The following is a 26,743-nucleotide window of genomic DNA, read 5'->3' as shown; positions in this document are numbered from 1 at the left end:
AGCAAGCCGCTCGTCCCATCGGCCGCCCCGTCCTGGATATAAGATGGGGCCATGCCGGTCCGCCTGATCGTCTATCCGCCCGATACCGCCGCATTGACCCGTTGGGTCGATGAGGGGGCGCGGCTTCGCATTGGCCGTGGCGCGGATTGCGACCTGGTCCTGGCGCACCCCTCCGTATCGCGTGCACATGCCGAGCTGGTCGAGGGTGGCGGCCACTGGCGCCTCAACGACCTGGGCAGCAAGAACGGCACTTTCATCGACGGCATCGCCACGCTCGGCCAGATGCTGCCACACACCGCCTGGTTGCGGCTGGGTGACGTGCATTGCGAGTTCGAAGTGTTCGACGACGCGCAGGCCCGGTCCCTGCGCGAACGCCAACAGGAGCGTCGGGCACTGTCGATGGCCGCCACGCGCCGCATTGCGGCGCGCCATGACGCCGACTCGCTGCTGGACGACGTGCTGCGCGGCGTGGTGGAACTGGCCGGCTGCTCGCGCGGCTTCATGCTGCTGGCCAACGCCAATGACTTCGCGGTGTGCGCCAGCCTGCTGCTGGACCCCGCCGCGATGGATCCCGCCGTGTTCCACGGCAGCGTGGGCGCCGTGCAGCGCGCACTGGAGAGCGGCCAACCGGTGGTGGTCAACCATGTCGACCGCGAACCGTGGCTGGCGCGCCGGCGCTCGGTGGCGGGCAGCGGGTTGCAGAGCCTGGTCTGCCTGCCGCTGCTCGACCATGGCCGCACCGTAGGCGCCATCTACGCCGATCGCCGCGAGGCGGGCGAGCCGATCACCGACTTCGACCTTGAACTGCTCGGGGCGTTTGCCGAAAGCGCGACCCTCTGGCTGCTGGCGCGACGAGCCATGCAGTCACTCGACAGCGCGCCACGCTGGGGCACCGTCGTGCACCGCGACAGCGCGGAGGCGGCGCCATGACCGACCCCGCGCAACCCACCGCCACCAGCATCCAGACCTCGCAGCACCTGTCGCCCGGCACCCTCCTCGCCGGGCGATTCCGCATCGAGGCGATGCTGGGCATCGGCGGAATGGGCGTGGTGTACCGCGCCACCGACACCGCGTTGGATGTGCCCGTCGCACTGAAGCTGCTGCGACCGGAGCTGGCGAGCCGCTCCGACGCTTTCGAACGCTTCCGCCAGGAATTGCTGATGGCGCGGCAGGTGTCGAGCCCGCGCGTGGTCCGCATCCACGACCTCGCCCAGCACGATGGCCAGTGGATGATCAGCATGGATTACGTCGACGGCGAAGGCCTCGACCACCTGATCGACCGCGAGGGACCACTGCCGGTCGACCGCGCAATCCACATCGCCCGGCAACTGTCCGAAGGCCTGTCGGCCGCACACGCACGCGGCGTGATCCACCGCGACCTCAAGCCCGCCAATGTGCTGGTGGATCGCGCGGGCGATGCGTACATCAGCGACTTCGGCGTGGCGCGCTCGCTGGCCAGCCAAGGGTTGACCCAGACCGGTGCCGTGGTGGGCACGCCCGACTACCTCTCGCCGGAGCAGGCGCGCGGCGAGGCGGTCGATGCCCGCAGCGATCTCTATGCGCTGGGCCTGATCCTCTACGAAATGCTGACCGGCCGGATGCCGTTTGCCGGCGCCACCGTCAGCGAAGCGCTGGCGCAGCGGATGGTGCGCGCGCCGGCGCCGGTCACGCGCCACCGGCCCGATACGCCCCCGTGGCTGGTGCGACTGGTTGACCGCCTGTTGCGTCCACAGCCCGCGCACCGATTGCAATGCGCGGATGACGTGATCCGCGCGATCGACCGGCGCGAGGTGCCGCGCGAGTGGCGCTGGGGCCGCGCGGGTTGGCTGACACTGGCAGCGCTGTTGGCGGTGGCGCTGGGCGGTGTTGCGATATGGCAATGGCAACAGCGGCCTGCGCCCGGGGGTGTTGCCACCATCGCTCCACTGCACCGCCTGCTGGTGTTGCCGGTGACCTCGCCCGATGGATCGCTGGATGCCGCGCAGCGCACGGCATTGGCCGCATTGCTGCGCCAATCGCTGGCATCCGCACCCGGCGTTGCCGTGGTGGATGAGGACCGTACGCAACAAGCGCTCCGCCAGTTGGACCCGTCGGGCACCGCGCGCCTGGATGCACCAGGGCTACAGCGCATTGTGGGCGCGGATCGAACATTGCAGATCGACGTGAGTACCCATGGGACGCAGTGGCAGGCTTCGGCAAGGTTGGAACGGCCGGGCGGGGCGCCGCTGCACGCCAAGGCAACCGGCGGCAACGCCGCTCGCGCCGTGCAGGCCCTGCTCACCGGTGGCGCGCTGAAACCCGTGCTGGGGGCAAGCCTGCCCTTGGGTGCAACCGACGACACGCAAGCACTGGCCCTGTATGGCACCGGACTCACCGCTTGGCAGCGAGGGAATCCTGCCGATGCCCTGACCCAGTTGCGCGAAGCCACCCAACGGGCGCCAGGCTTTACCGCCGCGTGGATGGCACAGGCCGAAGTGGCGCAGCTGATTGGCGAGCAGGATGTGGCGTACGACGCCATCGAACGCGGCCAAGCCTCGATGGGCAATGCACCGGCGGCCATGATGCAGCGGTTGAAGGCTGACCGCGCCATGCTCGATGGCGATGCACCAGCCGCCGCCGCGGTGTGGCGCGCGCGCCTGCAATCCACGCCAGACGACACCTTCGCCGAGCTGCAATGGGCGCGAGCATTGGGCGGTGGCGGTGACTTCAAGGCCGCCACCGAACGCCTGCAACGGCTCACCGCCCGCGACCCGAACGATCCGCGCGCGTGGTTTGAACTGGGCAAGTTCTCCATCCTGCACGGCGACGCACGGCGCGCGGTGGAGGACTACCTGGTCCGCGCACTGGTGCTCTACAAGCGTAGCGGCAACCGCTACGGCGAAGGCGAAACCGTCAATGCCATGGGCATCGGCTATGCCCGCCTGGGGCAACACGCCGACGCCGAGGAGCAGTACCGCAAGGCCGTGGAGCTGCGGCGAAGCGTTGGTAACCGCCGGGGCCTCGCCACCAGCCTGCGCAACCTCGGTTCCGCGCTGAGCCAGCGCGGTGAGTTCGCCGAAGCCACCACGTTCCTGCAGCAAGCGCGCAGCCTGCACGAATCGCTCGGTGACCGGGGTGGCCTGGCGGCCGTGGAACAGGAGCTGGGCCTGCTGGCCGAAGAACGGGGTGACTACCCCGCCGCGCTCGCGGCCTTCCGTCGCGCCCTACAGACGTGGCAGCAGGTTGGCGATCCGCGCGGCACGGCCATGGTGCTCAACGACATCGGTTTCGCCCACTTCCAGCTGGGCAACTACGACGACGCGCAGGCCTATCTCGCGCAATCAGCGACGGCCAGCACCACGCTGGGCGACGACACCGGCCGGATCCGTGCTCAGCAGAACCAGGGATTGGTCGCCATGGCACGCGGCCAATGGCCCGGAGCACTCAAGTTGTTCGAGCAGACCCGTGACGCCGCCGAAGCACAGCAGATGCTGGAGGAGGCGGCCGTCAGTTACCGCAACCTCACGGAGCTTTCGTTGCTCCAGGGCCATGTCGACGATGCCCTTTCGCAGGCCGACAAGGCCGCCGCGCTTTTCCGCCAGCGTGACGACGATCGCGGACTCTTGGACGTCGGCCTGCTGCGCGCACAGGCACTGCTGGCTGCCCACGCCGACACGGACGCCGGTCGCGCGCTGGAAGGACTTTCCAAGCAGATTGCCGCTGCCTCCACCGAGCAGCGCGCCATCGCCGACCTGTTGCGCGCGGAGTTGGCGCATCGGCGCGGTGACCAGAACGCCGAGGCCGAGGCCTTGCAGGACGCAACGCAACTGGCAAAAGCCTCCGGCGTCCGCAGCCTGATCCTGCAGGCGGCGCTGCAAGGGGCTCGCCACGCGCCGCTGGCCGCCTCACTGGCAAGCAACACCGCGACACTCGGGCATCTGCCGCTGCGCCTGCACTGGTCGCGGATCGCCATGCAGCAGGCACTGGATGGCCAGCAACCTGCGCGTGCCGCAGCGATCTATCGCGATGTGGTGCCCATGCTGCGCAAGGGCGACCACCTCGATGCGGCAGCCCTGCACACCATGGGCGCCACGGCTTTGAGCGCCACCGGTGATGCCAATGCTGCGGCCAGCGCATCGCGCAGTGCGCAAGCGGCCTGGAGTGTGCGAAGCCGTCACATCCCGCCACCGCTCCGCGCTGCTTTCGACAACACCATCCGCAAGGCATTCCCCTTGGCGCCAACCGCGGAGCCGCCCCATGGATGACCTTGCCCAGCTGCGCCAGCAGTACCAGGACCTGCTTGACCGCCTGCAACGCAACGAGCGCGAGTTCCGTCGCCTTGGCCGCGCTGTGTGGCGCGTGCAGGAGGACGAGCGGCGCCGCCTCGCGCGGGAGCTTCACGACGGACTCGGCCAGAACCTCACCGCCCTCAAGCATCGCCTGTCGCAGGTAGCGCACGCCCTTCCTGTCGAAGACACCGTCGTGCGCGCGCAACTTGAAGCCGCCATCGCCCTGTGCGGCGATACGCTGGAAGACACCCGCAACCTCTCGCGCCTGCTGCGCCCGCCCATCCTCGACGACCTCGGACTGGAGGCCGCGTTGCGCTGGCTGGTGCGCGCCCAGTCCGAGGCCAGCGGCATCGACATCGTCCTCGATCTTGAGCCCCTCCCTGCGCTGGCCGGTGAAGTGCAGACCCTGCTGTTCCGCGTGGCCCAGGAAGCACTCAACAACGCCATCAAGCACGCCCACGCCCACAGCGTGCTGGTGCGACTGGTGGAACATGCAGGCCGCGCCCAGTTGCAGGTCATCGACGACGGCGACGGCTTCGACGTCGCCGCTGCGCTGCAGTCCGGTGGCAGCGGCCTTGGCGGCATGCGCGAACGCGTGCGCCTGTACGAAGGCCAGTTCGACGTGCGCTCCGCCCCCGGCCACGGCACCCGCGTCCGCGTCTCCGTACCCCTGGCACCCCCGCCCCCCGCTTGACGTGACGCGGCGTCCCGCGCAGGGTGGAGCCATGCCACTGGGGCCCATCCGCATCCTGATTGCCGACGACCACACCCTGGTCCGGGAGAGCCTCGTCGGCCTGTTGCAGGCGGAGGGTGACGTGCAGGTCGTGGCCCAGGCCGCCGATGGCATCGAGACCGTCGAAAAGGCCATCGCCACCCGCCCCGATATCGTCGTCGCAGACCTGTCCATGCCCCGGCTCAACGGCATTGAAGTGGTCAGACGACTGAAGGAGGCGCTGCCCAACACCCGCGTGCTGGTTCTGACCATGCACCAGGAGGATGAATACGTGCTGCAGGCCGTACGCGCTGGCGCCAGCGGCTACCTGGTCAAAGATAGCGCCGCCGCGGAATTGCTCGCCGCAGTGCGCAACCTGCAGGCAGGCCGCGGGCACTTCGGGCCGCAGGCAGCGCGCATCCTCGCCGACCAGTTGCAGAATCCCGACCGGGGCGTCGACGACCCTTACGGACGCCTGACCGCCCGCGAACGTGAGGTCTTCCACCTGATCGCCGAAGGCCTGACCACGAAAGAGATTGCACGCAAGCTGGACATCAGCGCCAAGACTGCGGAAAACCACCGCACACGAGTGCTGGACAAGCTGGGCGTGCGCAACACCGCCGAACTCGTCCGTTACGCGCTCCGCAAGGGGCTTCTGGACTAACGCCAGGGGCCGGCGCGCATAGGGGAAATCCCCATGGCGGTCTGGGTGCGATTCCGGATTCGCAGTCCCCACCAGCAAGGCCACGCTGGGCAACGCGCACTCCGCGCGATCCGCCCAAGGTCCTTCGCATGCACTTCCCCGCCCTTCGCGCTGGCCTCCTGGCCGCAGCCATGCTTGCCACTCCGATGCTGGCCGAGGCCCGCCGTCTCGACCCGCTGCTTGAATCCATGCTCCCCGGCGTGCCGCCGGGCGAAACCGTCGAAGTGATCGTTGCCTTCCACGGCGAGGCACCCATCAGCAGCGCGCAGAAATCCCGCCTGGAAGCCATGGGCCTCAAGGGCCTGAGCATGCGGTCGCTCCCCATCGTCGGGACCGTGGCCACGCCCAGCCAAGTGAAGGCGCTCCTGGCCATGGACGACGTGCGCTCGGTTTGGCTCAACGCGCCACTGGACCTGGAGAACCGGGAGGCCACCCAACTGACCGGCGTGGACCGCTTGCGAACCGACGAGGGCCTGCGCGTGTCCGGCATGCCGGTAACCGGTCGAGGCCTGAGCGTGCTGGTCAATGACTCAGGCGTCGATGGCACCCATCCCGACCTCAAGTTCCCTGAGCACACCCGACAGAACGTCGCGGCGCAGACCAACCTTTACTCCGTCGACAGCGTCCTGCCCATCACTTACACCGAGGGCGTACCCAACACCGACATCGGCGGCGGCCATGGCACCCACGTGGCAGGCACCATCGGTGGCAATGGCGCCGCATCGGCGGGTGCCCAGGAGGGTGTGGCACCGGGCGCCGGCATCATCGGCTACGGGTCGGGTGCGGGCCTTTTCATCCTCGATACCATCGGCGGCTTCGACTACGCACTGACGCACCAGGCGCAGTACAACATCCGCGTGGTGTCCAACTCGTTCGGCAACACCGGCGACACGGGCACCGACTTCGATCCGGACGACCCGACCAACATCGCCACCAAGCGTCTTGCCGACCGCGGCGTGGTGGTGGTCTTCTCCGCCGGCAACTCCGGTTCGGGCGAAGGCACCATCACCGGCAACTTCAAGAAGGCGCCTTGGGTGGTCACCGTCGCGGCCGGCGACAAGCGAGGCCTCCTGGCCGACTTCTCCTCGCGTGGGCGGCGCAGCAAGGGTGGCGAGGTCGTGGTGGGTGGCAAGACGTTCACATGGGAGGACCGCCCCACCGTGACAGCGCCCGGAGTGGACATCGCCTCCGCACGGGCCTCGCTCGGTGCGCTGGACAAGACGTCCGCCCAGAGCGATATCGAGATCCTCGGGCCCGGGCAGGCGGTGTACTACACCCACATGTCGGGAACGTCGATGGCGGCACCACACGTGTCGGGCATCGTCGCACTCATGCTGGAAGCCAATCCCAGCCTGGGCTGGCGCGAGGTGAAGCGGATTCTACAGGAAACGGCCAACAACATGCCTGGCCGCGCCAGCTGGGAAGCCGGCGCGGGATACGTCAACGCCTATGCCGCGGTGCAGGCGGCCATGCAGGCGGGCAGCTTCGGCGCAACCGTCAATGCCGCGCGCACGTTCAACGCGCAGGCCCAGGTCTCGGTGGCTGGCAGCACCAGCTATCCCATCCAGTTCGACCCGGTCCTGCCGCCGGACGTCCGCCAGTTCACGGTCGACGGCAACATCGCGGTGGTCAGCGCCAGCGCCAACGTCGGTGACAACACCGTTGCCATTTCCCTCACCGATCCGAACGGCAAGCGTTACGGGTCCTCCATCGCGCTGCCGGTGCTGGGCCAGAACATCGCTGTGTCCGCGCCCGGGGTGCCCGGCACGTGGACGGTGACGGTCCGCGGCGTCGGCTCGGTGTCGGGCGTCGCGCTGGATCCGCTGCGCGTCACCAACGGCTATGGAATACCGGGCACGGTTGATGTCACCGTGCGCCAGCTGCGCACTGATGGGTTCAGCGGGTTGGCCGACGTCGCAACGCACCCAGCGCGCGGCTTCATTGAGTACGGCATCTCCAACCGCCTGCTGGATGGCAAGGCCGACGGTGCCTTCCATCCCGATGCCGCCCTGAGCCGCGCCGAGATGGCGGATTACCTGGTGACAGGTTCCGGCGTTCGACAATCGCTGCCGCTCGGCAATGCTGCCAGCTTCGGCGACGTGGGTCCGTCGCACCCCGCCTGGCCCTTTGTCGAGGCGGCCACCGCCGCCGGTGCACCGCAGCGTGACCTGGCCTATTCCCAGGCCGGCGTGATGGGCTCGGTCAACGGCAGCTTCCGCCCCGACGACAAGGTCACCCGTGTGAGCCTCGCCTATTCACTGGTGCAGGCGATGGGCTTGCAGGCGCAGGCCGAGCAACCGGTCGACCAGCTCACGGTGCTCAATGGCAGCGAACGCATCGCCATCGCCGACTCCAGTTCGGTCCCCACGGCGTTGCGCGGTTACGTGCAGATGGCGCTGGATCTGGGGCTGATTCCTGCGCGCTTCACCCTGGTGCAGGGCCCGTACGACCTGCAGCCCCGCCTCACCGCTTACTTCGATGGAGGAAAGTGGGTCACCCGCGCCGACTTCGCGGCGGCAACGGCGCGCAGCTACGACGTGTACCGGCAATAAGCCACGCGGCCCCTCGCGTCCCCGCGGCAGGACGCCGCACCAGGCCCACCGGCCCTGCCGGTGGGCCTGATTTTTCCATTCGCCGTAGTATGCTCGAAGCCCCCAAGCTTGGAGCAGTGGAATGAAGTTGACGCGGTTGGTTGGCATGGCATTGTGCGTGGCACTCCTGGCCGGCTGTGCAAGCGGCCCCGTCCGCCGCGTCTCCGAGCCGTCCGCGCGCATCCAGCAGCTCACGGTCCGCGCCGATGGCAGCTGGTCCACCGACCTGCGCATCGAGAACTTCAGCAGTATTGCCATGCGCTTTGACCGCATCGACCTGGCCCTGACTGTCGCCGGCCAGGACGCCGGGCGCCTGAGCGCGCAGCCGGCGCTGTCGATCGGCAAGGAATCGGCCGACGTGGTCACCGTCACCCTTGCCCCCAATGCCGCCGCCAAGCTCGCCGTGGCCGATGCGCTCGCCGCCGGGCGCGGCGTGGACTACACGCTCAAGGGCACTGTCGCTGCCACCCCGGACAACACCCGGCAGCGCAGCTTCAAGATCGACCGCAACAGCGCGCTCAGCCCCGCCCCGGGCCTGCCCGGTGTGCTGCGCTGATCCCTCGCCGACTCAAACCACTTAGACCCTCGGGCCCGACATGAGCAGCTACAAAGCCCCCCTCAACGACATCCGCTTCGCCCTGTTCGACGTGATCGGCGCCGATGCGCAGTTCGCGCGCCTCGGGTTCGACGAGGCATCCCGCGACGTCATCGACGCCATCCTCGACGAGGCCGCCCGCTTCACCGAAACCGTGCTCGCCCCGCTCAACGCCGTTGGCGACCGCGAGGGCTGCAAGCTCGACCAGGCCACCGCCGAAGTCACCGTGCCCACGGGCTTCAAGCCGGCCTTCGACCAGTTCGTCGAGGGCGGCTGGACCGGCCTCACCTCGCCCGTCGAGTTCGGCGGCCAGGCCATGCCGCAGACGCTCGGCTTCCCGCTCAAGGAGATGATCAACTCCGCCAACCTGGCGTGGGGCAACTTCCCGCTGCTCTCGCACGGCGCCACCGAGGCACTGCTGCATTTCGGCGAAGACTGGCAGCGCGAGGTTTTCCTCAAGCCGCTGGTCGATGGTCGCTGGACCGGCACCATGTGCCTGACCGAGCCGCACTGCGGCAGCGACCTCGGCCTGCTCAAGACCAAGGCCGAGCCGGCGGGCGAAGGCGTATACGCCATCACCGGCACCAAGATCTTCATCACCGCCGGCGAGCACGCGCTGACCGACAACATCGTGCACCTGGTGCTGGCGCGCCTGCCGGACGCCCCAGCTGGCGTGAAGGGCATCTCGCTGTTCGTGGTGCCGAAGTTCAAGGTCGCGCAGGACGGCACGCAGGGCGCACGCAACGCGGTGCGCTGCGGCAGCCTGGAGCACAAGATGGGCATCCACGGCTCGGCCACGTGCGTGATGAACTTCGATGGCGCCGAAGGCTACATGGTCGGCGAGCCGAACAAGGGCCTGGTGGCCATGTTCGCCATGATGAACTCCGCGCGCCTGGGCGTGGGCCTGCAGGGCCTGGGCCTGTCCGAGCGCGCGCAGCAGAACGCATTGCGCTACGCGCGTGAGCGCCTGCAGATGCGCGCCCTGTCGGGTCCGCGATTCCCGGACAAGCCGGCCGATCCGATCATCGTCCACCCCGACGTGCGCCGCATGCTGCTGACCTGCAAGGCGCTGATCGAAGGCGGCCGCGTGATGTCGTACCACGCCGGCCTGCAGCTCGACATCGCCCATGCCTCCACCGACGACGCCGAGCGTGCACAGGCCGATGCACTGGCCGGCTTCCTGACCCCCATCGTCAAGGCCTGCCTTACCGAATGGGGCGTGGAATGCACCTACCACGCGGTGCAGTGCTTTGGCGGCCACGGCTACATCGCCGAACACGGCATGGAGCAGTTGGCCCGCGATGCGCGCATCACCACGCTGTACGAAGGCACCACCGGGATCCAGGCACTCGACCTGCTGGGCCGCAAGATCATGCAGCTCAAGGGCGCAGGGCTGCGCGCATTCCTTGCCCTGGTGGAGCAGTTCTGCACTGAGAACGCGGGCAATGCCGCCGTCGCGGAGTACCTCGGCCCGCTGCGCGAGAAGGCGGCGCAATGGCAGCAACTCACCCAGCAGGTGGGCCAGCGCGCCGCGGCCAACCCGGACGAGATCGGCGCCGCCGCCTACGACTACCTGATGTATTCCGGCTACGTGGCGCTGGCCTACTGGTGGGCGCGCAGCGTAGCCGCCAGCGAGGGTTCGTCGCAGTCGGAGGCGTTCAAGGCCGGCAAGCGCGAGACCGCCCGCTTCTACTTCGCGCGGATCCTGCCGCGGACGCTGGCCCACGCCGCCGCCATCGAAAGCGGCGCCGGCACGCTGACCACGCTGGACGCCGACGCGTTCGACGCCTGAACACACGGAAAGCGGCGCGGATCGGGGCTACCGTCCGCGCCGCCACTGGACTGGTGCCGTACGCCGTGACGCCGGGGTAGCAAATCCGTCACCAAAGGCGTATATCCTTGGTCTCCAATGGAGACTGACAGAGCGATCCTGCGCCTTGTCCAATCCGGCACCTTGGCCAACCATGGCTGGCGTGATCCGGACGGTCCCCGCTTCACTCCGCGCATCGTCCCGCGCAACTCCCTCGAGCAACTCAACGCCGTCCGCCTGCTGGCCCTGGACGCGCATGGCCGCGCGCTCGACTGGATCAACTGGCAGGACGCGGCATGCCTGTATGCCCGCGACGCCGTCGCGTGGACGCTGGGTGACCCGTGCATGGAAGTGCATGGCGGCATCTGTCGCCTGAGCGGCGAGCGCAGCGTCATCGCCCTGCACCCCATCGTGGCCGCGCGAGGGCATGCCCATGCGCGCGCACTCTCGCCCAGTCCCGCACTGACCAATCCTGCCCTGTTCGCCCGCGACGGCTACCTGTGCCTGTACTGCGGTCGCGGTTTCGGCCGCGCGCACCTGACCCGCGACCACGTGATGCCGGTGTCCAAGGGCGGCCGTGACATCTGGGAGAACGTCGTGGCCGCCTGCTTCCAGTGCAATTCGCGCAAGAGCAACCGCACCCCGCAGCAGGCCAACATGCCGCTGCTGGCCGTGCCCTACCGGCCCAGTTGGATCGAGCACCTGATCCTGTCCAACCGCAACATCCTGGCCGACCAGATGGCCTTCCTGAAGAACCAGCTGCCGCGCAACGCCCGCTCCCAAGGGTGAGGCAGCCGGGCAAAGTGCCCACCCGCGCACATTTACGACGCAATGCGCGCGTTGACGATTGCGACTGCCTCCGCAACACTCGCCTGAATCAATCCGTAACGGGTGTAACGATGTCGCTGACCCTCGGCATGACCGGCATGGACCCGGCCACCGAAACCGCCCTCAAGGGCGCCTTCACCGAGGCCAATGCCGATATCGGCGGCGCGTGGAAGCTGGTGCCCGAGCCGGACGCGGCCTATGTCGTCGTCGACATGGACACCCTGTACGGGCCGATGAGCTGGCTGCGCCTGCATGCCGCCGACAAGACGGTGATCGGTCTGACCACGGCCGCACGCACCCAGGCCGATTTCCGGCTGGAGCGCCCGTTCACCGCCGCCAGCGTGCGCGCGCTGCTGTGCGAGGCGGCGGCCGCCGCAGGCCAGCCCATCATCCCGGCGATGCCTACTGCGCAACTTCCGGCCGAACCTGCCGCGCCTGAGGAACTGACCGACGCTTTCCCCGAATTCTTCGCCGACCTGGCTGCGACCATCCCTACGGGAGGGGCAGCCATGGAAACGGCTGCCGCGGTAGCCGCGGTAGCCGTGGCTGCCGGGACCGCAGCGCCCGCCACGGCCGCCGCACCCGCCCCCGCTTCTGCAGGCACCGCCCTGCCCGAGGCTTGGGCCACCGCTGCCAAGCCCGCGCGGGCCAGCGCGCCCGAGGCGGTTGCGGAGCCGACAACGGCAGCCCCCACCACCACCGCGCCAACCACACTGGCTGGCTGGCTGGCCTCGGGGCAGCTCAAGGGTCGCTGCCGCGTCCGCGCCGGCCACCTGTCGGTGTTGATCGACAACGATCTGCAAACCTATTTTGGCCCCGCCTCGCTCAAGCCACTGGCCGAACTCTTCGGCCAGCGCATGGGCCGCGACAGCTTCGAAGTGGTCAATGACGCCGCTTGGGACCATGACACCGCCGCACAGGGTGGCGCGCAGCCCCTGTCGCGCCTGGTGTGGTTCGGCGGCCTGCTGGGCGGCAACGGCACCCTGGCCTCGGGCTACGACCCCAGCGACCGCTACCGCCTGTTGAAATGGCCGCAGACCGAGCGTGAATATCCCAAGCACTTCCGCATCGCCACGGTGATGATGAAGGGCCCCGCCACGCTGTCCGAAATCACCGACGCCAGCGGTGTCACCCGCCAGGAAGTCAACGATTTCGTCAACGCCAGCCTGGCCACAGGCTTCGCCGAGCCCTATCGCGAGCTGGAACCCGAACCGGACGCCAACAAGGCCGGCGGCCTGTTCGGTCGCCTGCGCGGTCGCTGAGTCCCCCATCGCCCCGGCATACGGGGCGGTATGCCTTGCCCCCCTTCCGGCGTCGCGGGACAATGGCAGGCTTACCGTCATACTGCGACGTGATGATCGATCCGCAACGCTACCCGCGCCTGTCGCGCATCGCCCTGCCTGCCGAACTGCGCCAGTTCCCCGAATCGGAACTGCCGGCGATCGCCGATGAACTGCGCGCCTACCTGATCGAGCAGGTGGCCAAGGTCGGCGGCCATTTCGGCGCCGGCCTGGGCGTGATCGAGCTCACCGTCGCGCTCCACTGGCTGTACGAGACACCGGTCGACCGCCTGGTCTGGGACGTCGGCCACCAGTGCTATCCACACAAGATCCTGACGGGCCGCCGCGACACCATCCACACGGTCAAGCAAAAGGACGGCGTGGCGCCGTTCCCCAAGCGCGAGGAGTCCGAGTACGACACCTTCGGCGTGGGCCACTCGTCCACCTCGATCTCCGCCGCGCTGGGCATGGCGATCGCCCTGCAGCGCATGGGTGACGAGCGCAAGGTCGTTGCGGTGATCGGCGATGGCGCGATCACCGGCGGCATGGCCTTCGAGGCGCTGGCGCACGGTGGCGGCATGGGTGACCAGCCTGGCGGCATCGAGCCGAACCTGCTGGTGATCCTCAACGACAACCAGATGTCGATCTCGGAGAACGTCGGCGGCGTCACGCGCATGCTCGGCCGACTCTCCGGCAGCCGTACGCTCAACGCCATCCGCGAGGGCGGCAAGAAGCTGCTGGGCGACAAGCACGGTGCGCCGGCGCGCTTCGTCAAGCGCTGGGAAGAGCAGTGGAAGGGCATGGTCCTGCCGTCCACCTTCTTCGAGGAACTGGGCTTCCACTACACCGGCCCCATCGACGGCCACGACCTGCCCGCACTGCTGGGCGCGCTGAAGACCCTGAAAGGCCTCAAGGGCCCACAGCTTCTGCACATCATCACCACCAAGGGCAAGGGCTACGAACTCGCCGAGGGCGACCAGATCGGCTACCACGCGGTCAGCCCGTTCGACCCGGCGCAGGGCATGGTCAGCAAGGGCGGCGCGAAGAAGCCCACCTACACCGATGTGTTCGGTGACTGGTTGTGCGACATGGCCGCCGCCGACCCCAAGCTGATGGGCATCACCCCGGCGATGCGCGAAGGCTCGGGCCTGGTGCGTTTCAGCAAGGAGTACCCGCAGCGCTACTTCGACGTGGCCATCGCCGAGCAGCATGCGGTGACGCTGGCTGCGGGCATGGCCTGCGAGGGCGCCAAGCCCGTCGTCGCGATCTATTCCACCTTCCTGCAGCGCGGCTACGACCAGCTGGTGCACGACGTGGCGATCCAGGAGCTTGACGTGCTGTTCGCGATCGACCGTGGCGGCGTGGTCGGCCCGGACGGCGCCACGCATGCCGGCAACCTCGACCTGAGCTACCTGCGCTGCGTTCCGAACATGCTGGTGATGGCGCCGTCCGACGAGAACGAGTGCCGGCAGATGCTGACCACCGGCCACCTGCACCCGGGCCCGGCGGCGGTGCGCTACCCGCGCGGCACCGGCCCCGGCGTGGCAATGGAAGCGGAACTGCAGCCGCTGCCCATCGGCAAGGCGCAGTTGCGCCGCAATGGCCACGGCATCGCCCTGCTCGCCTTCGGCGCCATCGTCCCGGCGGCCGAACAGGTGGGCGCGGAACTCGGCCTGACCGTGGTCAACATGCGCTTCGTCAAGCCGCTGGACCGCGACATGATCCTGTCGCTGGCGAAGACGCACGACGGCTTCGTCACCCTCGAAGACAACGTGGTGGCCGGCGGTGCGGGCAGCGGCGTGGCCGAGCTGCTGGCTGCCGAAGGCGTCACCCTGCCGATCCTGCACCTGGGCCTGCCGGATGCGTTCCAGCACCACGCCAGCCGCGAGCAGCTGCTGGCCGAGGCCGGCCTCGATGCGGCTGGCATTCGCGGGTCCATCCTGGCGCGCTGGCCGCATCTGACGGCGTCCAGCCTCAGCGCGGCCGGCTGACCGCGTCCGCCACTCGCCCGAGGCCAGTGGCGGACCCTCACGTTCATTCCGGCGCGACCACCTCGTAGCCCCGCGCACGCAGGCGAGCCAGCCAACCGGTCTCACCCAGCATCGAGCCCACCGGCAACACCGCGAAGGTGTCGCGGTTGCGCGCCAGCGCCGTGTCCACGGCTTTCAGCCACTGCGCCTCCGTGCGTGCCCGGCCATCGGCAAGCCCGAGCTCCGCGGCGAGCTCGCTGGCGAAGAACGTCTCATCGCACTCCTGGCGCGACCTGCGTTCGCTCAGCGCCGTCAGCGTGGCCACGTCGCCCTCGGCCCAGGCGTTGGCGCGCAGCGTCGCCTGCGCCACGTCGGTTTCCAGCGCATCCAGCACCTCGCGGAAGCAGCCGGTCTCGTCCACCCTGGAACGGATGACCGTCTTGGCTACACCCTTCACGTCACGCACCTCGGTCTTCACAGACGTGCTGACGCGCTCCACGTCGTGCTTCTTGACCACCTTGTCGATGCGTTCGTACACCGCCCCTGCGCTGACCAGGCCCGCACGCTCCAGCGCCGCCATGTACAGCTTGCTCGCGGCAAACGATGGGCGGAACTCTTCGATGTCATCGTCCTTCGGCAGATACTGCTGGCGCAACTGCGACCAGCGCGCATACAGCGGCGCTGGCAGCACCTCGCGCAACGTCTTGCCGTCGGGGTTCTTGCGCGCCTTGAGCAACGTCGGCATGGCGAACGCCGCGCGGAACATCCCGCCCACGCCCACCGACACGCCCACGCTGGGCGTGCCGATGATCTGCGTGCTGCGCGCCAGCGCGCGCTCGGCCTGCGGCGAATACCACTCCAGCCCCTTGGGGATCGGCGACACGGTGCCAAAGATCCACAGCGTGTTGTCGCCCTTGCGCACCTGCCACAGACCCGGTCCGGCCTTGAGGCCATTCACCGGCACCGGGGCCGCGTCCACGATCGGCAATGGCGCCTCCGTCGCGTTCACCGGGGCCGATGGCTTCGCCACCTCCGCCATCGCACTTCCCGACACCACGATCACGCACAACAGCGCCGCACATCCGATGCTCCGCATGCAAACTCCGTTTCCTGTCCATGAAGCCCGGTCTGACACGGTCACCAGTGTGAAAGTTCAACCGGGTCACTGCTGCTGGCTCCCAATCCCGGCAAGCCTCTCCAGCGTAGACCGAAACGCACAAACGAAAACAGCGGCCCGGATCGCTCCGAAGGCCGCTGCCTGTGACGTGCAAGTTGGTCGGGACGGCCGGATTCGAACCGACGACCCTCTGCCCCCCAGGCAGATGCGCTACCAGGCTGCGCTACGCCCCGACTGAACCTGCAATGTGCCGCCTTGCGGCGGCCGGAAAGTATAACCGCTTTTGCTCAGCGCTTGAGCAATTGCAGGACCTCTTCCAGTTCCATCCGCACCTGCTTGATGATCTGCGAGCTCAGCGCGGACTCGTCCTTCGCCGACTCACCCTCCAGGCGCAGCCGCGCGCCGCCGATGGTGTAGCCCTGCTCGTACAGCAGCCCACGGATCTGGCGCACCATCAGCACCTCGTGGCGCTGGTAGTAACGGCGGTTGCCGCGGCGCTTGACCGGATTCAGCGACGGGAACTCCGTCTCCCAGTAGCGCAGCACGTGCGGCTTGACGTCGCACAGCTCGCTGACCTCACCGATGGTGAAGTAGCGCTTGGCCGGGATGGGCGGGAGTTCGCGGTTGCTGCCGGGATCAAGCATTCACACCTCCAGCGTAGGCCTCGACGCGTTCCTTGAGCTTCTGCCCCGGACGGAACGTCACCACCGTACGCGCCGAAATTGGAATCTCCTCGCCGGTCTTCGGGTTCCGGCCCGGCCGCTGGTTCTTGCGGCGCAGGTCGAAGTTGCCGAAGCCCGACAGTTTCACCTGCCGACCCTGCTCCAGCGCTTCGCGGAGCGCGTCGAAGAAGGCATCGACGAACTCCTTCGCCTCGCGCTTGTTCAGTCCGACTTCGTCGAACAGGCGTTCGGCCATTTCAGCCTTGGTCAAAGCCACATCGTTCCCCTGTGTACGGTGGCCCGACCATGGGCCCGGCCACCGGTGTTGCAACTGCGTGCGGCGGTCAGCCGCGGATCCTGGCGCCGTGGGCAGCATCGATGGCCTGGGTCACCGACGACACCACCGCGTCCACGTCCTGATCCGTGAGGGTGCGTGATTCTTCCTGCAGAATCAAGCCCATAGCCAGACTCTTGAAGCCGGTTTCGACACCCTTGCCCTGGTAGCGGTCAAACAGCACCAGATCGCGCAACGACGGGCCTGCGGCGGCCTTCACGGTAGCGGCAATCGCACCCCACTCCACCGCTTCCGGCACGACGAACGCGAGGTCGCGGCGGACGGACGGGAAGCGCGACTGGCCGCCCGCGCGCGGCAGGGCGCGGTCCAGCAGCGGCTCCAGGTCCAGCTCGAAAGCAACCACGTCAACGTCCAGGTCCAAGGCCCGCTGCAGGCGCGGGTGCAGCTGGCCGATCCAGCCCAGCTTGGACGCGGCTCCGTCGTCGCCGACGCGGAACACGTCGGCCGAGCGGCCCGGGTGCGCCCAGCCCGGCCGGGACGCGCGGTATTCCAGGCGCGCGCCCGCCACCGCGGCGAGGCTTTCCAGGTCGCCCTTCACGTCATGGAAGCCGACCGGCTGGGCCTTGGCAGCCCACTGCTCGGTGCCGGCCGCACCGCAGGCCACGGCAGCGACGCGCTGGGTATGCAGCGGCGCGCCCTCGCCGGCGCTGTGGCCGTGCGCGGTCGGGCCACCGACCCAAGGCGTCGCCCCGTCAGCGGTGAATACGTTGCCGAGCTCGAACAGGCGCACGCGTCCCTGCTGGCGCGCCACGTTGCGACCCAGCGCCGCGACCAGGCCCGGCAGCAGCGAGGGGCGCATCACGCCGAGCTCGGCGCTGAGCGGGTTGGCCAGCGGCACGACGCCTTCGGCCAGTCCCCAGCGGGTCAGCAGCGCCTCATCCACGAACGCGTAGTTGATGGCTTCCAGGTATTCGCGCGCGGCGACCTGGCGGCGCACCGTCGGCTCATCCACGCGGGTCTCGGTGGGCGCCACCAGCCGCGCAGCACCGGCCGGCAGCGTGGTCGGGATGCGGTCGTATCCGTGGATGCGGGCGATCTCTTCGATCAGGTCTTCTTCGATGGCGATGTCGAAGCGGCGGGTCGGTGCGGTTACGCGCCAGCCTTCCGCCGCGGCCAGCGGCTCCACCGCCAATCCCAGTGCGCGCAGGATGCGCTCCACCTCGGCGTCGGCCACCTTCAGACCCAGCACGCGAGCCAGACGCGCGCGACGCAACGCGATCGGCTGCGGCTGCGGCAGGTGCTCGGACAGCGTCGCCTCGACCACCGGGCCCGGCGCACCGCCGGCGACTTCCACGATCAGGCGCGTCGCATATTCCATCGCGATGCGCGGCAGCTCCGGGTCCACGCCGCGTTCGAAGCGGTGGCCGGCATCGGTATGCAAGCCCAGCTTGCGGCCACGGCCGATGATCGCCGCAGGCGCGAAGTGCGCCGATTCGAGGAACACGTCCTTCGTCGTATCGGTGACGCGCGTATCGAAGCCGCCCATCACGCCCGCGAGCGCCACCGCGCGGTCGGCGTCGGTGATGACCACGAACTGGTCGTCCAGGGTCACGTCACGGCCGTCGAGCAGCTTCAGCGCCTCGCCAGCGCGCGAACGCCGCACGCCCACCGGGCCCTGTAGCAGGTCGCGATCGAACGCATGCATCGGCTGGCCCAGCTCGATCATCACGTACTGGGTCACGTCCACCAGGAACGAGACAGGGCGGATGCCGCTGCGGCGCAGGCGCTCGGCCATCCACACCGGCGTGCTGGCCGCGGCGTTGACGCCCTCGATCACCCGGCCCAGATAGCGAGGTGCGTCCGCACCTGCGTTGAGTTCGATGGCCAGTGCTTCATTGTTGAGCGCCGGCATCGGTGTCGCGTCGAAATGCGCGACTTCGCCACCGCATGCGGCCGCCACGTCATAGGCGATGCCGCGCACACCGAAGCAATCGGCGCGATTGGGCGTGAGCTTGATCTCGATGCTGGCGTCCGGCAGGCCGAGGTAATCGGCCAGCGGCGTGCCCACCGGCGCATCGGCCGGCAGTTCCAGCAGGCCAGACGCATCGGCGTCGATGCCCAGTTCCTTGGCCGAGCACAGCATGCCGGCCGATTCCACGCCACGCAGCTTGGCCGCCTTGATGTTGATCCCGCCCGGCAGCACCGCGCCGACCTGCGCCAGCGGCGCCCTCAGGCCCGCACGCGCATTCGGCGCGCCGCACACGATCTGCACCGTGCCATTGCCGGTGTCGACTTGGCACACCTGCAACCGGTCGGCTTCGGGATGCTTCTCGGCGCTGACGATCTGCGCGACGACCACGCCGTCCAGCGATTCGCCCAGCGGCGTGACGTCTTCCACCTCCAGCCCGATTGCAGTCAGCGTCGCGGCGAGTTCATCGCGCGTCGCGGTGGTCGGTACATGGTGGCGCAGCCAGTTTTCGGAGAATTTCATCGTGAATCCATCTGGTTCCGTCGAAGGCGCGGCGGTTACCGCGCCCGTCCGGCAGCCGAAGCCGCCAACCGTTCAATCTGGTTCGGGGCCGTGCTTCCCAGCCCCGCCGGCCGCATCAAGCATTGACGCGCCACGCGGCCTGTCGTCCTCACGCGAACTGCTTCAGGAAGCGCACGTCGCTCTCGAAGAAGCTGCGCAGATCATCCACGCCGTAGCGCAGCATCGTGAAGCGCTCCACGCCCAGGCCGAAGGCATAACCGGTGTACTTCTCCGGGTCGATGCCCACATTGCGCAGCACATTGGGATGGACCATGCCGCAGCCCAACACCTCCAGCCAGCGCGTGCTGCCATCGGCCTGCTGCCATGCGATGTCCACTTCCGCCGAAGGCTCGGTGAACGGGAAATAGCTCGGGCGGAAACGCATTTCGAAATCGCGTTCGAAGAACGCGCGCACGAACTCGGCCAGCGTGCCCTTGAGGTCGGCGAAGCTCGCATGCTCGTCCACCAGCAGGCCTTCGACCTGGTGGAACATTGGCGTGTGCGTCTGGTCGCTGTCGCTGCGGTACACCTTGCCGGCGGCGATCATGCGCAGCGGCGGCTGGTGTTCCTTCATGTAGCGCACCTGCACGCCCGAGGTGTGCGTACGCAGAAGGCGCCCGTCACCGAAGTAGAAGGTGTCGTGCATCGCGCGCGCCGGATGGTGCGGCGGGAAGTTCAGCGCTTCGAAGTTGTGCCAGTCGTCCTCGATTTCGGGACCGGTGGACAGCTCGAAGCCGAGGCGGCCGAAGATGTCGACGATGCGTTCCAGCGTGCGACTCACCGGATGCAGGCCACCGCGAGCGCCATCGAGGCCCGGCAGCGTGACGTCGATGGTCTCGCTGGCCAGCCGCGCATCGAGCGCGACGTCGTCCAGAGCGATCTTCCGCTGCGCCAGCGCTTCGCCCAGCAGGTCGCGGGCCTTGTTGATCGCCTCACCAGCGGCCTTGCGCTGGTCGGCCGGCAACGCGCCCAGCGCCTTGAGCTGCGCGGTCACACTGCCGGACTTGCCCAGCAACGCCACGCGCAACGCCTCGATCGCCTCGGGCGAGGACGCGGCGGCGATGTCGGCCAGTGCCTGCTGCGTCAATGATTCGATTCCACTCATGTCCCATCGAACCTCAAGAAAATCCTGCTGCCCCTTGCGGGCGTTCACCCGCCCCGCGTCAGTGCGCGGGCCCGACCACGGGACAGCAACGCGGTCGGCAGCGCCAAACTACGGCGCCCCAAAAAGCAATGGGGAAGGACTTGCGCCCTTCCCCATGCGTGTACCTCATTGTCTTCGACCTGCGGCCGGACCGGCACCTGGGTGCACCACCGTCCGCGGCCTGCGACAAATTACGCCGCGAGCGCGCCCTTCGCCTTCTCCGCCAGCGCGGCAAAGCCGTCGGCGTCGTGCACGGCGATGTCCGCCAGCACCTTGCGGTCCAGGGTGATGCCGGCCTTCATCAGGCCGTTCATGAAGCGGCTGTAGCTCAGGCCGTTGATGCGGGCAGCCGCATTGATACGGGTGATCCACAGCGAACGGAAATTGCGCTTCTTCTGCTTGCGGCCGATGTAGGCGTACTGCAACGCCTTGGTGACCGCCTGCTTGGCGACGCGGAAAACCTTGCGACGGGCGTTGTAGTAGCCCTTCGCGGCCTTCAGGATCTTCTTGTGACGACGGCGCGCTTGCACGCCACGCTTGACTCGTGCCATTTCTCAGTTCTCCTCAGGCGTACGGCAGCATGCGAGTGATACGACCGGCGTCTTCCGCACGGACGTGGTTCGTCTGGCGCAGGTTGCGCTTACGCTTGGTCGCCTTCTTGGTGAGGATGTGGCTGCGGTTGGCGTGGCCGCACTTGAACTTGCCGGATGCCGTCTTGCGGAAGCGCTTGCCTGCCGCACGGCTGCTCTTGATCTTGGGCATTGCGATGTCCTTTCGGATGTTGGTCACTGGCCTGGGCGGTGGCTGTCGCCACGCTTTCCGTCCTGCCCTTGCCGGCTATAAGTCGTTGATCTTAAAAGAAAGATCCCGACAGGTCCGTGCTACTGCGTACAACAATCCCGGGTTAGCGGGCCGCACATTATGGCGGGGGCGGCTTGGGATTGCAATCTTTCCCTTTGAAATCAAAGGCGTCACCGAAATAAAGCAGCCGCCTCAGAGTCTGGAGGCGGCTGCCGGGTAGTTCGGTCACCGAGCGAGTATCGGGGAGCGAATGACCGGACTACCCGGCAGCCGCCCCCTCACCCCTTACTGCTTCTTCTTGGGCGCAATCATCATGACCATCTGGCGACCTTCCAACCGCGGCCGCGACTCGACCACGATGTCCTCGCCCAGATCCGCCTCGATGCGCGACGCCATCTCGCGACCCAGTTCCTGGTGGCTCATCTCGCGGCCACGGAAGCGGATGTTGACCTTGACCTTGTCGCCCTCTTCCAGGAAGCGGCGCATGTTGCGCAGCTTGATCTGGTAGTCGCCTTCGTCGGTCACGGGTCGGAACTTGAGTTCCTTGATCTCGACCTGCTTGGTCTTCTTCTTGGCCTCGTTCGCCTTCTTCTGCATCTCGAACTTGAACTTGCCGAAGTCCATGATCTTGCAGACCGGCGGATCCGCGTTGGGCTGGATCTCGACGAGGTCCAAACCCTCGTCCTCGGCCATGCGCAACGCCTCGTCGCGCGAAAGCACGCCGATCATTTCGCCATCGCTACCGATCACGCGCACGCGCGGTACGCGGATCTCCTGGTTCTTGCGGTTGGGCTTTTCGGGGGTACTGATGTTGCAATCTCCGGAATGGATCATGCCGTCCCGCGCTCCGGCGGGACGGGCCTATAGCTTACACGCGGCGCTTAACGGGCGCCTTCACCCTGCAAACGCGAGGCGAAATCGGCGACGGACATCGTCCCCAGATCCTCCCCTCCCCGCGTGCGCACGGACACCTCGCCATTGTCCCGCTCGCGGTCGCCAACGACCAGCAGATACGGCACGCGCTGCAGGGTGTGCTCGCGAATCTTATAGCCGATCTTTTCGTTCCGCAAATCGGCCTCGACCCGGAAGCCTTGATTTGCAAGGGATTTCCGGACATCGGCCACGTACTCGGCCTGGGCGTCGGTGATGTTCATGACCACGGCCTGGACCGGAGCCAGCCAGGCCGGGAACTGGCCGGCATGGTGCTCGATCAGGATACCGATGAAGCGCTCCATCGAGCCGACGATGGCCCGGTGCAGCATCACCGGGTGGCGGCGCTGGCTGTGCTCGTCCACGTACTCGGCGCCGAGGCGGCCCGGCATCATGAAGTCGACCTGCATTGTGCCCAGCTGCCAGGTACGGCCGATGGCATCCTTCAGGTGGTACTCGATCTTGGGGCCGTAGAAGGCACCTTCGCCCGGCAGCTCTTCCCACTCCACGCCCGCGGCACGCAGGGCCGAACGCAGCGCGTCCTCGGCCTTGCCCCAAGTGGCGTCGTCACCCAAGCGTGAGTCCGGGCGCAGGGCGATCTTGATCTGGATGTCGCTGAAGCCGAACGCCTCGTACACGCCCAGCGCCTGCTGGTGGAAGTCGCGCACTTCAGCCTCGATCTGGTCCTCGGTGCAGAAGATGTGGCCGTCGTCCTGGGTGAAGCCGCGCACGCGCAGGATCCCGTGCAGCGCGCCGGAGGGCTCGTTGCGGTGGCAGGCGCCGAACTCGCCGTAGCGGATCGGCAGGTCGCGGTAGCTGTGCAGACCCGAATTGAACACCTGCACGTGGCCCGGGCAATTCATGGGCTTCACCGCATACGTCCGCTTCTCGGACTCGGTGAAGAACATGTTCTCCTTGTAGTTGTCCCAGTGGCCCGAGCGCTGCCACAGCGACACGTCCAGGATCTGCGGGCAGCGCACTTCCTGATAGCCGCTGTCGCGGTAGACCTTGCGCATGTACTGCTCGACCACCTGCCAGATCGACCAGCCCTTGGGGTGCCAGAAGATCAGGCCGGGGCCTTCTTCCTGCAGGTGGAACAGGTCCTGCGCCTTGCCGATCTTGCGGTGGTCGCGCTTCTCGGCCTCCTCCAACTGGTGCAGGTAGGCCTTGAGGTCCTTGTCATTGAGCCACGCGGTCCCGTAGATGCGGCTGAGCATCTGGTTGTTGCTGTCGCCGCGCCAGTAGGCGCCGGCCACCTTCATCAGCTTGAACGCGCGCAGCTTGTCGGTGCCCGGCACGTGCGGGCCGCGGCAGAGGTCCGTGAACTCGCCCTGGCTGTACAGCGACAGGTCTTCGTTGGCCGGGATCGATTCGATGATCTCGGCCTTGTACGCCTCGCCCATGCCCTTGAAGAAAGCGACCGCGTCATCGCGCGACTTGACGCTGCGGCTGACCGGCAGCGCTTCCTTCACGATCTTCTGCATCTCGGCCTCGATGGCCGGCAGGTCCTCGGGCGTGAACGGGCGCTCGTAGGCGAAGTCGTAGTAGAAGCCGTTGTCGATCACCGGGCCGATGGTGACCTGCGCCCCCGGAAACAGTCGCTGCACGGCCTGTGCCAGCAGGTGGGCGGTGGAGTGGCGCAGCACGTCCAGCGCCTCGGGCGACTTGTCGGTGATGATGGCCAGCTCGGCGTCGCGGTCGATGCGGAAGCTGGTGTCGACCAGCCTGCCGTCGACCTTGCCGGCCAGCGCGGCCTTGGCCAGTCCGGCGCCGATGGAGGCGGCGACGTCGCCCACCGTCACGGGGTTGTCGAATTCACGGCGGCTGCCGTCGGGAAGGGTAATGGCAATCATGGGAACGGGACTCAGTAGCGTCGATGTGGCCCCCTTTGGGGGCGCGGGGCAGCGCGGCAAGCGGCATCACGCGAAGGCAATCGTGGCGCAACAAAAAAGCGCCACGAGGGCGCCGGCTGAAATGCGGGGCCTCGCGGAGGTCAGCGATGGGCGGTGGTAGTGCTCATGTCACACGCTCGGCCGGCGCGTTGGCGCGGGCCACCTGGTTAGCTGCTGCGGCCAGCACGGCCGGGATGCGACTATGGTTGGGCAGCGTTGACTTCAAGTCAACGTGCGGGGCCCACCGTCCTGCCGGACCCGCCCTTCGGCCATGACCCGGCAGGCCGGCCAGGGGCGCAGACCCCATAAGCAGAACGGCGCGACCCCGAGGGATCACGCCGTTCTGTCACCAAATTGGTGGGCGGTACAGGGTTCGAACCTGTGACCCCTACCATGTCAAGGTAGTGCTCTACCGCTGAGCTAACCGCCCGTCGCCATTTAACCCGGCGAAGGTCGCGCAGTGTAAACGGTCCGGGCGGACCCGGCAAGACCTCACGCCCCCAACTCGGCATCCTTCAGCTTGCGCAGCTCATCGCGCACCGCCGCCGCCTGCTCGAACTCCAGGTCCCGGGCGTGCTGGTACATCTTCTGCTCCAGCTCCTTGATCCGGGCGGCGATCTGCGCCGGCGGCAAGGTGGCGTAATCCACCGGCTCCTCCGCCACCTTCCGGCCCCGGCCACGGGTCTTGGCGGCATCGGGCTCGGCGCGAGCGCCTTCCATGATGTCCACCACCGGTCGGTGCACGGATTTCGGGGTGATGCCGTGCTCCAGGTTGTGCTCTACCTGCCTGGCACGACGCCGGTCGGTTTCGTCGATGGCGGCCTGCATCGAACGGGTGATCCTGTCGGCATACAGGATCGCCTTGCCGCGCACGTTGCGGGCGGCGCGGCCGATGGTCTGGATCAGCGAGCCGGTGGACCGCAGGAAGCCTTCCTTGTCGGCGTCGAGGATCGCGACCAGCGACACCTCGGGCATGTCGAGGCCTTCGCGCAGCAGGTTGATGCCCACCAGCACGTCGAACTTGCCCAGGCGCAGGTCGCGGATGATCTCCACGCGTTCCACGGTGTCCACGTCCGAGTGCAGGTAGCGCACCTTCACGCCATGCTCGCCCAGGTACTCGGTGAGGTTCTCGGCCATGCGCTTGGTCAACGTGGTGATCAGCACACGGTCGCCCTGTGCCACGCGGAGATTGATCTCGCCCAGCACGTCGTCGACCTGGGTTGCGACCGGCCGGATCTCGACCTCGGGATCCACGAGGCCCGTCGGGCGCACCACCAGTTCCACCACTTCACCCTGCGATTTTTCCAGTTCGTACCGGCTGGGCGTGGCGGATACGAAGATGGCCCGCGGCGAGCGCCCCTCCCACTCCTCGAACTTCAACGGACGGTTATCCAGCGCCGACGGCAGGCGGAAGCCGAACTCCACCAGCGTCTCCTTGCGCGAGCGGTCGCCTTTGTACATGGCCCCGATCTGCGGCACGGTCACGTGCGACTCGTCCACCACGAGCAACGCGTCGGGCGGCAGGTAGTCGAACAGGCACGGCGGAGGCTCGCCCGGCATGTGCCCGGTCAGGTGGCGGCTGTAGTTTTCCACGCCATTGCAGTAGCCCACTTCGGCCAGCATCTCCAAGTCGAACTGGGTGCGCTGGGCCAGGCGCTGCGCTTCCACCAGCTTGTTGGCGGCATACAACTGCTCCAGGCGCACGCGCAGCTCTTCCTTGATCGCCTCGATCGCGTCCAGCACGGTGCGGCGCGTGGTCACGTAGTGCGACTTGGGGTAGATCGTGTAGCGCGGCAGTTTGCGCAGCGTTTCACCGGTAAGCGGGTCGAAGGCGGTCACCGATTCGATCTCGCCATCGAACAGCTCGATGCGCACGGCCTCGCTGTCGCTTTCCGCCGGGTGCACGTCGATCACCTCGCCGCGCACGCGGTAAGTGCCACGGCGGAGTTCAGTGTCATTGCGGGTGTACTGCATCTCGGTCAGCCGACGGATCAGTTCACGCTGGTCGATGCGCTCGCCGCGCACCATGTGCAGCACCATGCGGAAGTATTCGTTGGGGTCGCCCAGGCCATAGATGGCCGACACCGTGCACACGATGATCGCGTCGCGGCGCTCCAGCAACGCCTTGGTGGCCGACAGCCGCATCTGCTCGATGTGCTCGTTCACCGAACTGTCCTTCTCGATGAAGGTGTCCGACGACGGCACATAGGCCTCGGGCTGGTAGTAGTCGTAGTAGCTGACGAAGTACTCCACCGCGTTGTGCGGGAAGAAGGCCTTGAATTCGCCGTAAAGCTGCGCCGCCAGCGTCTTGTTGGGCGCCATCACCAGCGTGGGCTTCTGCACCTGCTGGATGACGTTGGCGATGGTGTAGGTCTTGCCCGATCCCGTAACGCCCAGCAGGGTCTGGTGGGCCAAACCGGACTCGAACCCGGCCACCAGCCGGGCGATCGCCGGAGGCTGGTCGCCAGCGGGCTCATAGGGCGCCATCAGCTGGAACTGGCCTTCCGGGACGGATTCGGGGGCAGTGGGATCGTTCATGCAGGGCTGCAATGTGGCGACCGCTGAGTGTAGCGCGGGGGAATCCGAGGCGGCGTTCGGAACTTTCTGACCCTGGG

General features: G+C 67.7%; 19 protein-coding genes, 2 tRNA genes and 1 pseudogene. 10 read left to right on the top strand and 12 right to left on the bottom strand.

Going from position 1 to position 26,743, the window contains the following annotated elements; genetic code table 11:
- Positions 1-51 precede the first annotated feature (51 nt).
- The 10 genes and pseudogenes from N800_RS01395 to dxs all read left to right on the top strand — a co-directional run bounded on the left by N800_RS01395 (position 52) and on the right by dxs (position 14,778).
- A complete protein-coding gene (locus N800_RS01395) occupies positions 52-930 on the top strand; it encodes an FHA domain-containing protein (protein WP_052107797.1) in 879 nt (292 codons plus the stop codon).
- A complete protein-coding gene (locus N800_RS01390; protein WP_036133998.1) occupies positions 927-4,244 on the top strand; it encodes a serine/threonine-protein kinase in 3,318 nt (1,105 codons plus the stop codon). The genes N800_RS01395 and N800_RS01390 overlap by 4 nt, the downstream gene beginning before the upstream one ends.
- Entirely contained in the window at positions 4,237-4,962 is a 726-nt protein-coding gene (locus N800_RS01385; RefSeq protein WP_036133996.1) for a sensor histidine kinase, read from the top strand. Before N800_RS01390 ends, N800_RS01385 begins: the two co-directional genes overlap by 8 nt.
- A 31-nt stretch (positions 4,963-4,993) precedes the next feature.
- Positions 4,994-5,644: a response regulator gene (locus N800_RS01380; protein WP_036133994.1), complete on the top strand. Its 651-nt coding sequence runs from the start codon at positions 4,994-4,996 to the stop codon at positions 5,642-5,644.
- 170 nt (positions 5,645-5,814) lie between these two features.
- Positions 5,815-8,235, top strand: coding sequence for a S8 family serine peptidase (locus N800_RS01375; RefSeq protein WP_232227508.1), 2,421 nt, complete (start codon positions 5,815-5,817; stop codon positions 8,233-8,235).
- 121 nt (positions 8,236-8,356) lie between these two features.
- Positions 8,357-8,830 (top strand): LEA type 2 family protein, encoded by a 474-nt coding sequence (locus tag N800_RS01370; protein ID WP_036133992.1) that lies wholly within the window; start codon positions 8,357-8,359, stop codon positions 8,828-8,830.
- A gap of 40 nt (positions 8,831-8,870) precedes the next feature.
- A complete protein-coding gene (locus N800_RS01365) occupies positions 8,871-10,661 on the top strand; it encodes an acyl-CoA dehydrogenase C-terminal domain-containing protein (RefSeq protein ID WP_036133990.1) in 1,791 nt (596 codons plus the stop codon).
- Positions 10,662-10,889: 228 nt separating this feature from the next.
- Positions 10,890-11,468 (top strand): annotated as a pseudogene (locus tag N800_RS01360) (HNH endonuclease); the annotation flags it as partial.
- Positions 11,469-11,578: 110 nt separating this feature from the next.
- The gene (locus tag N800_RS16410) at positions 11,579-12,769 is read left to right on the top strand and encodes a hypothetical protein (RefSeq protein WP_036133988.1); all 1,191 of its coding nucleotides are present in this window, start codon (positions 11,579-11,581) and stop codon (positions 12,767-12,769) included.
- A 92-nt stretch (positions 12,770-12,861) separates the two neighbouring features.
- The gene (gene dxs / locus N800_RS01350) at positions 12,862-14,778 is read left to right on the top strand and encodes a 1-deoxy-D-xylulose-5-phosphate synthase (protein ID WP_036133986.1); all 1,917 of its coding nucleotides are present in this window, start codon (positions 12,862-12,864) and stop codon (positions 14,776-14,778) included.
- 43 nt (positions 14,779-14,821) lie between these two features.
- Here the strand turns inward: dxs and N800_RS01345 are convergent, their stop codons facing one another.
- The 12 genes from N800_RS01345 to uvrB form a co-directional block, all read right to left on the bottom strand.
- The gene (locus N800_RS01345) at positions 14,822-15,853 is read right to left on the bottom strand and encodes a TraB/GumN family protein (RefSeq protein ID WP_052107796.1); all 1,032 of its coding nucleotides are present in this window, start codon (positions 15,851-15,853) and stop codon (positions 14,822-14,824) included.
- A 177-nt stretch (positions 15,854-16,030) separates the two neighbouring features.
- Positions 16,031-16,107: transfer RNA gene (locus N800_RS01340), tRNA-Pro, on the bottom strand.
- Between the two features lie 54 nt (positions 16,108-16,161).
- A complete protein-coding gene (locus N800_RS01335) occupies positions 16,162-16,518 on the bottom strand; it encodes a MerR family transcriptional regulator (protein ID WP_036133984.1) in 357 nt (118 codons plus the stop codon).
- Positions 16,511-16,813 (bottom strand): integration host factor subunit alpha, encoded by a 303-nt coding sequence (locus N800_RS01330; protein WP_036133982.1) that lies wholly within the window; start codon positions 16,811-16,813, stop codon positions 16,511-16,513. The genes N800_RS01335 and N800_RS01330 overlap by 8 nt, the downstream gene beginning before the upstream one ends.
- Before the next feature lie 67 nt (positions 16,814-16,880).
- On the bottom strand, positions 16,881-19,322 hold the full coding sequence (pheT, locus tag N800_RS01325) for a phenylalanine--tRNA ligase subunit beta (protein ID WP_036133980.1): 2,442 nt from the start codon (positions 19,320-19,322) through the stop codon (positions 16,881-16,883).
- A 148-nt stretch (positions 19,323-19,470) separates the two neighbouring features.
- Positions 19,471-20,466, bottom strand: a complete 996-nt coding sequence (gene pheS / locus N800_RS01320) for a phenylalanine--tRNA ligase subunit alpha (protein WP_036133978.1) — start codon at positions 20,464-20,466, stop codon at positions 19,471-19,473.
- 230 nt (positions 20,467-20,696) lie between these two features.
- Entirely contained in the window at positions 20,697-21,056 is a 360-nt protein-coding gene (rplT, locus tag N800_RS01315) for a 50S ribosomal protein L20 (protein WP_036133976.1), read from the bottom strand.
- Between the two features lie 13 nt (positions 21,057-21,069).
- The gene (gene rpmI, locus N800_RS01310; RefSeq protein WP_036133974.1) at positions 21,070-21,267 is read right to left on the bottom strand and encodes a 50S ribosomal protein L35; all 198 of its coding nucleotides are present in this window, start codon (positions 21,265-21,267) and stop codon (positions 21,070-21,072) included.
- Positions 21,268-21,591: 324 nt separating this feature from the next.
- Positions 21,592-22,140: a translation initiation factor IF-3 gene (gene infC / locus N800_RS01305; RefSeq protein WP_036133971.1), complete on the bottom strand. Its 549-nt coding sequence runs from the start codon at positions 22,138-22,140 to the stop codon at positions 21,592-21,594.
- A 47-nt stretch (positions 22,141-22,187) separates the two neighbouring features.
- On the bottom strand, positions 22,188-24,089 hold the full coding sequence (gene thrS, locus N800_RS01300; RefSeq protein ID WP_036133970.1) for a threonine--tRNA ligase: 1,902 nt from the start codon (positions 24,087-24,089) through the stop codon (positions 22,188-22,190).
- A gap of 394 nt (positions 24,090-24,483) precedes the next feature.
- Positions 24,484-24,558 (bottom strand) — tRNA-Val (locus N800_RS01295).
- Positions 24,559-24,620: 62 nt separating this feature from the next.
- A complete protein-coding gene (uvrB, locus tag N800_RS01290; RefSeq protein ID WP_052107795.1) occupies positions 24,621-26,666 on the bottom strand; it encodes an excinuclease ABC subunit UvrB in 2,046 nt (681 codons plus the stop codon).
- Between the last annotated feature and the right edge of the window lie 77 nt (positions 26,667-26,743).

This window comes from Lysobacter daejeonensis GH1-9, assembly GCF_000768355.1.
Lineage (GTDB): Bacteria > Pseudomonadota > Gammaproteobacteria > Xanthomonadales > Xanthomonadaceae > Aerolutibacter > Aerolutibacter daejeonensis.
This window is presented reverse-complemented; position numbering and strand designations above follow the sequence as displayed.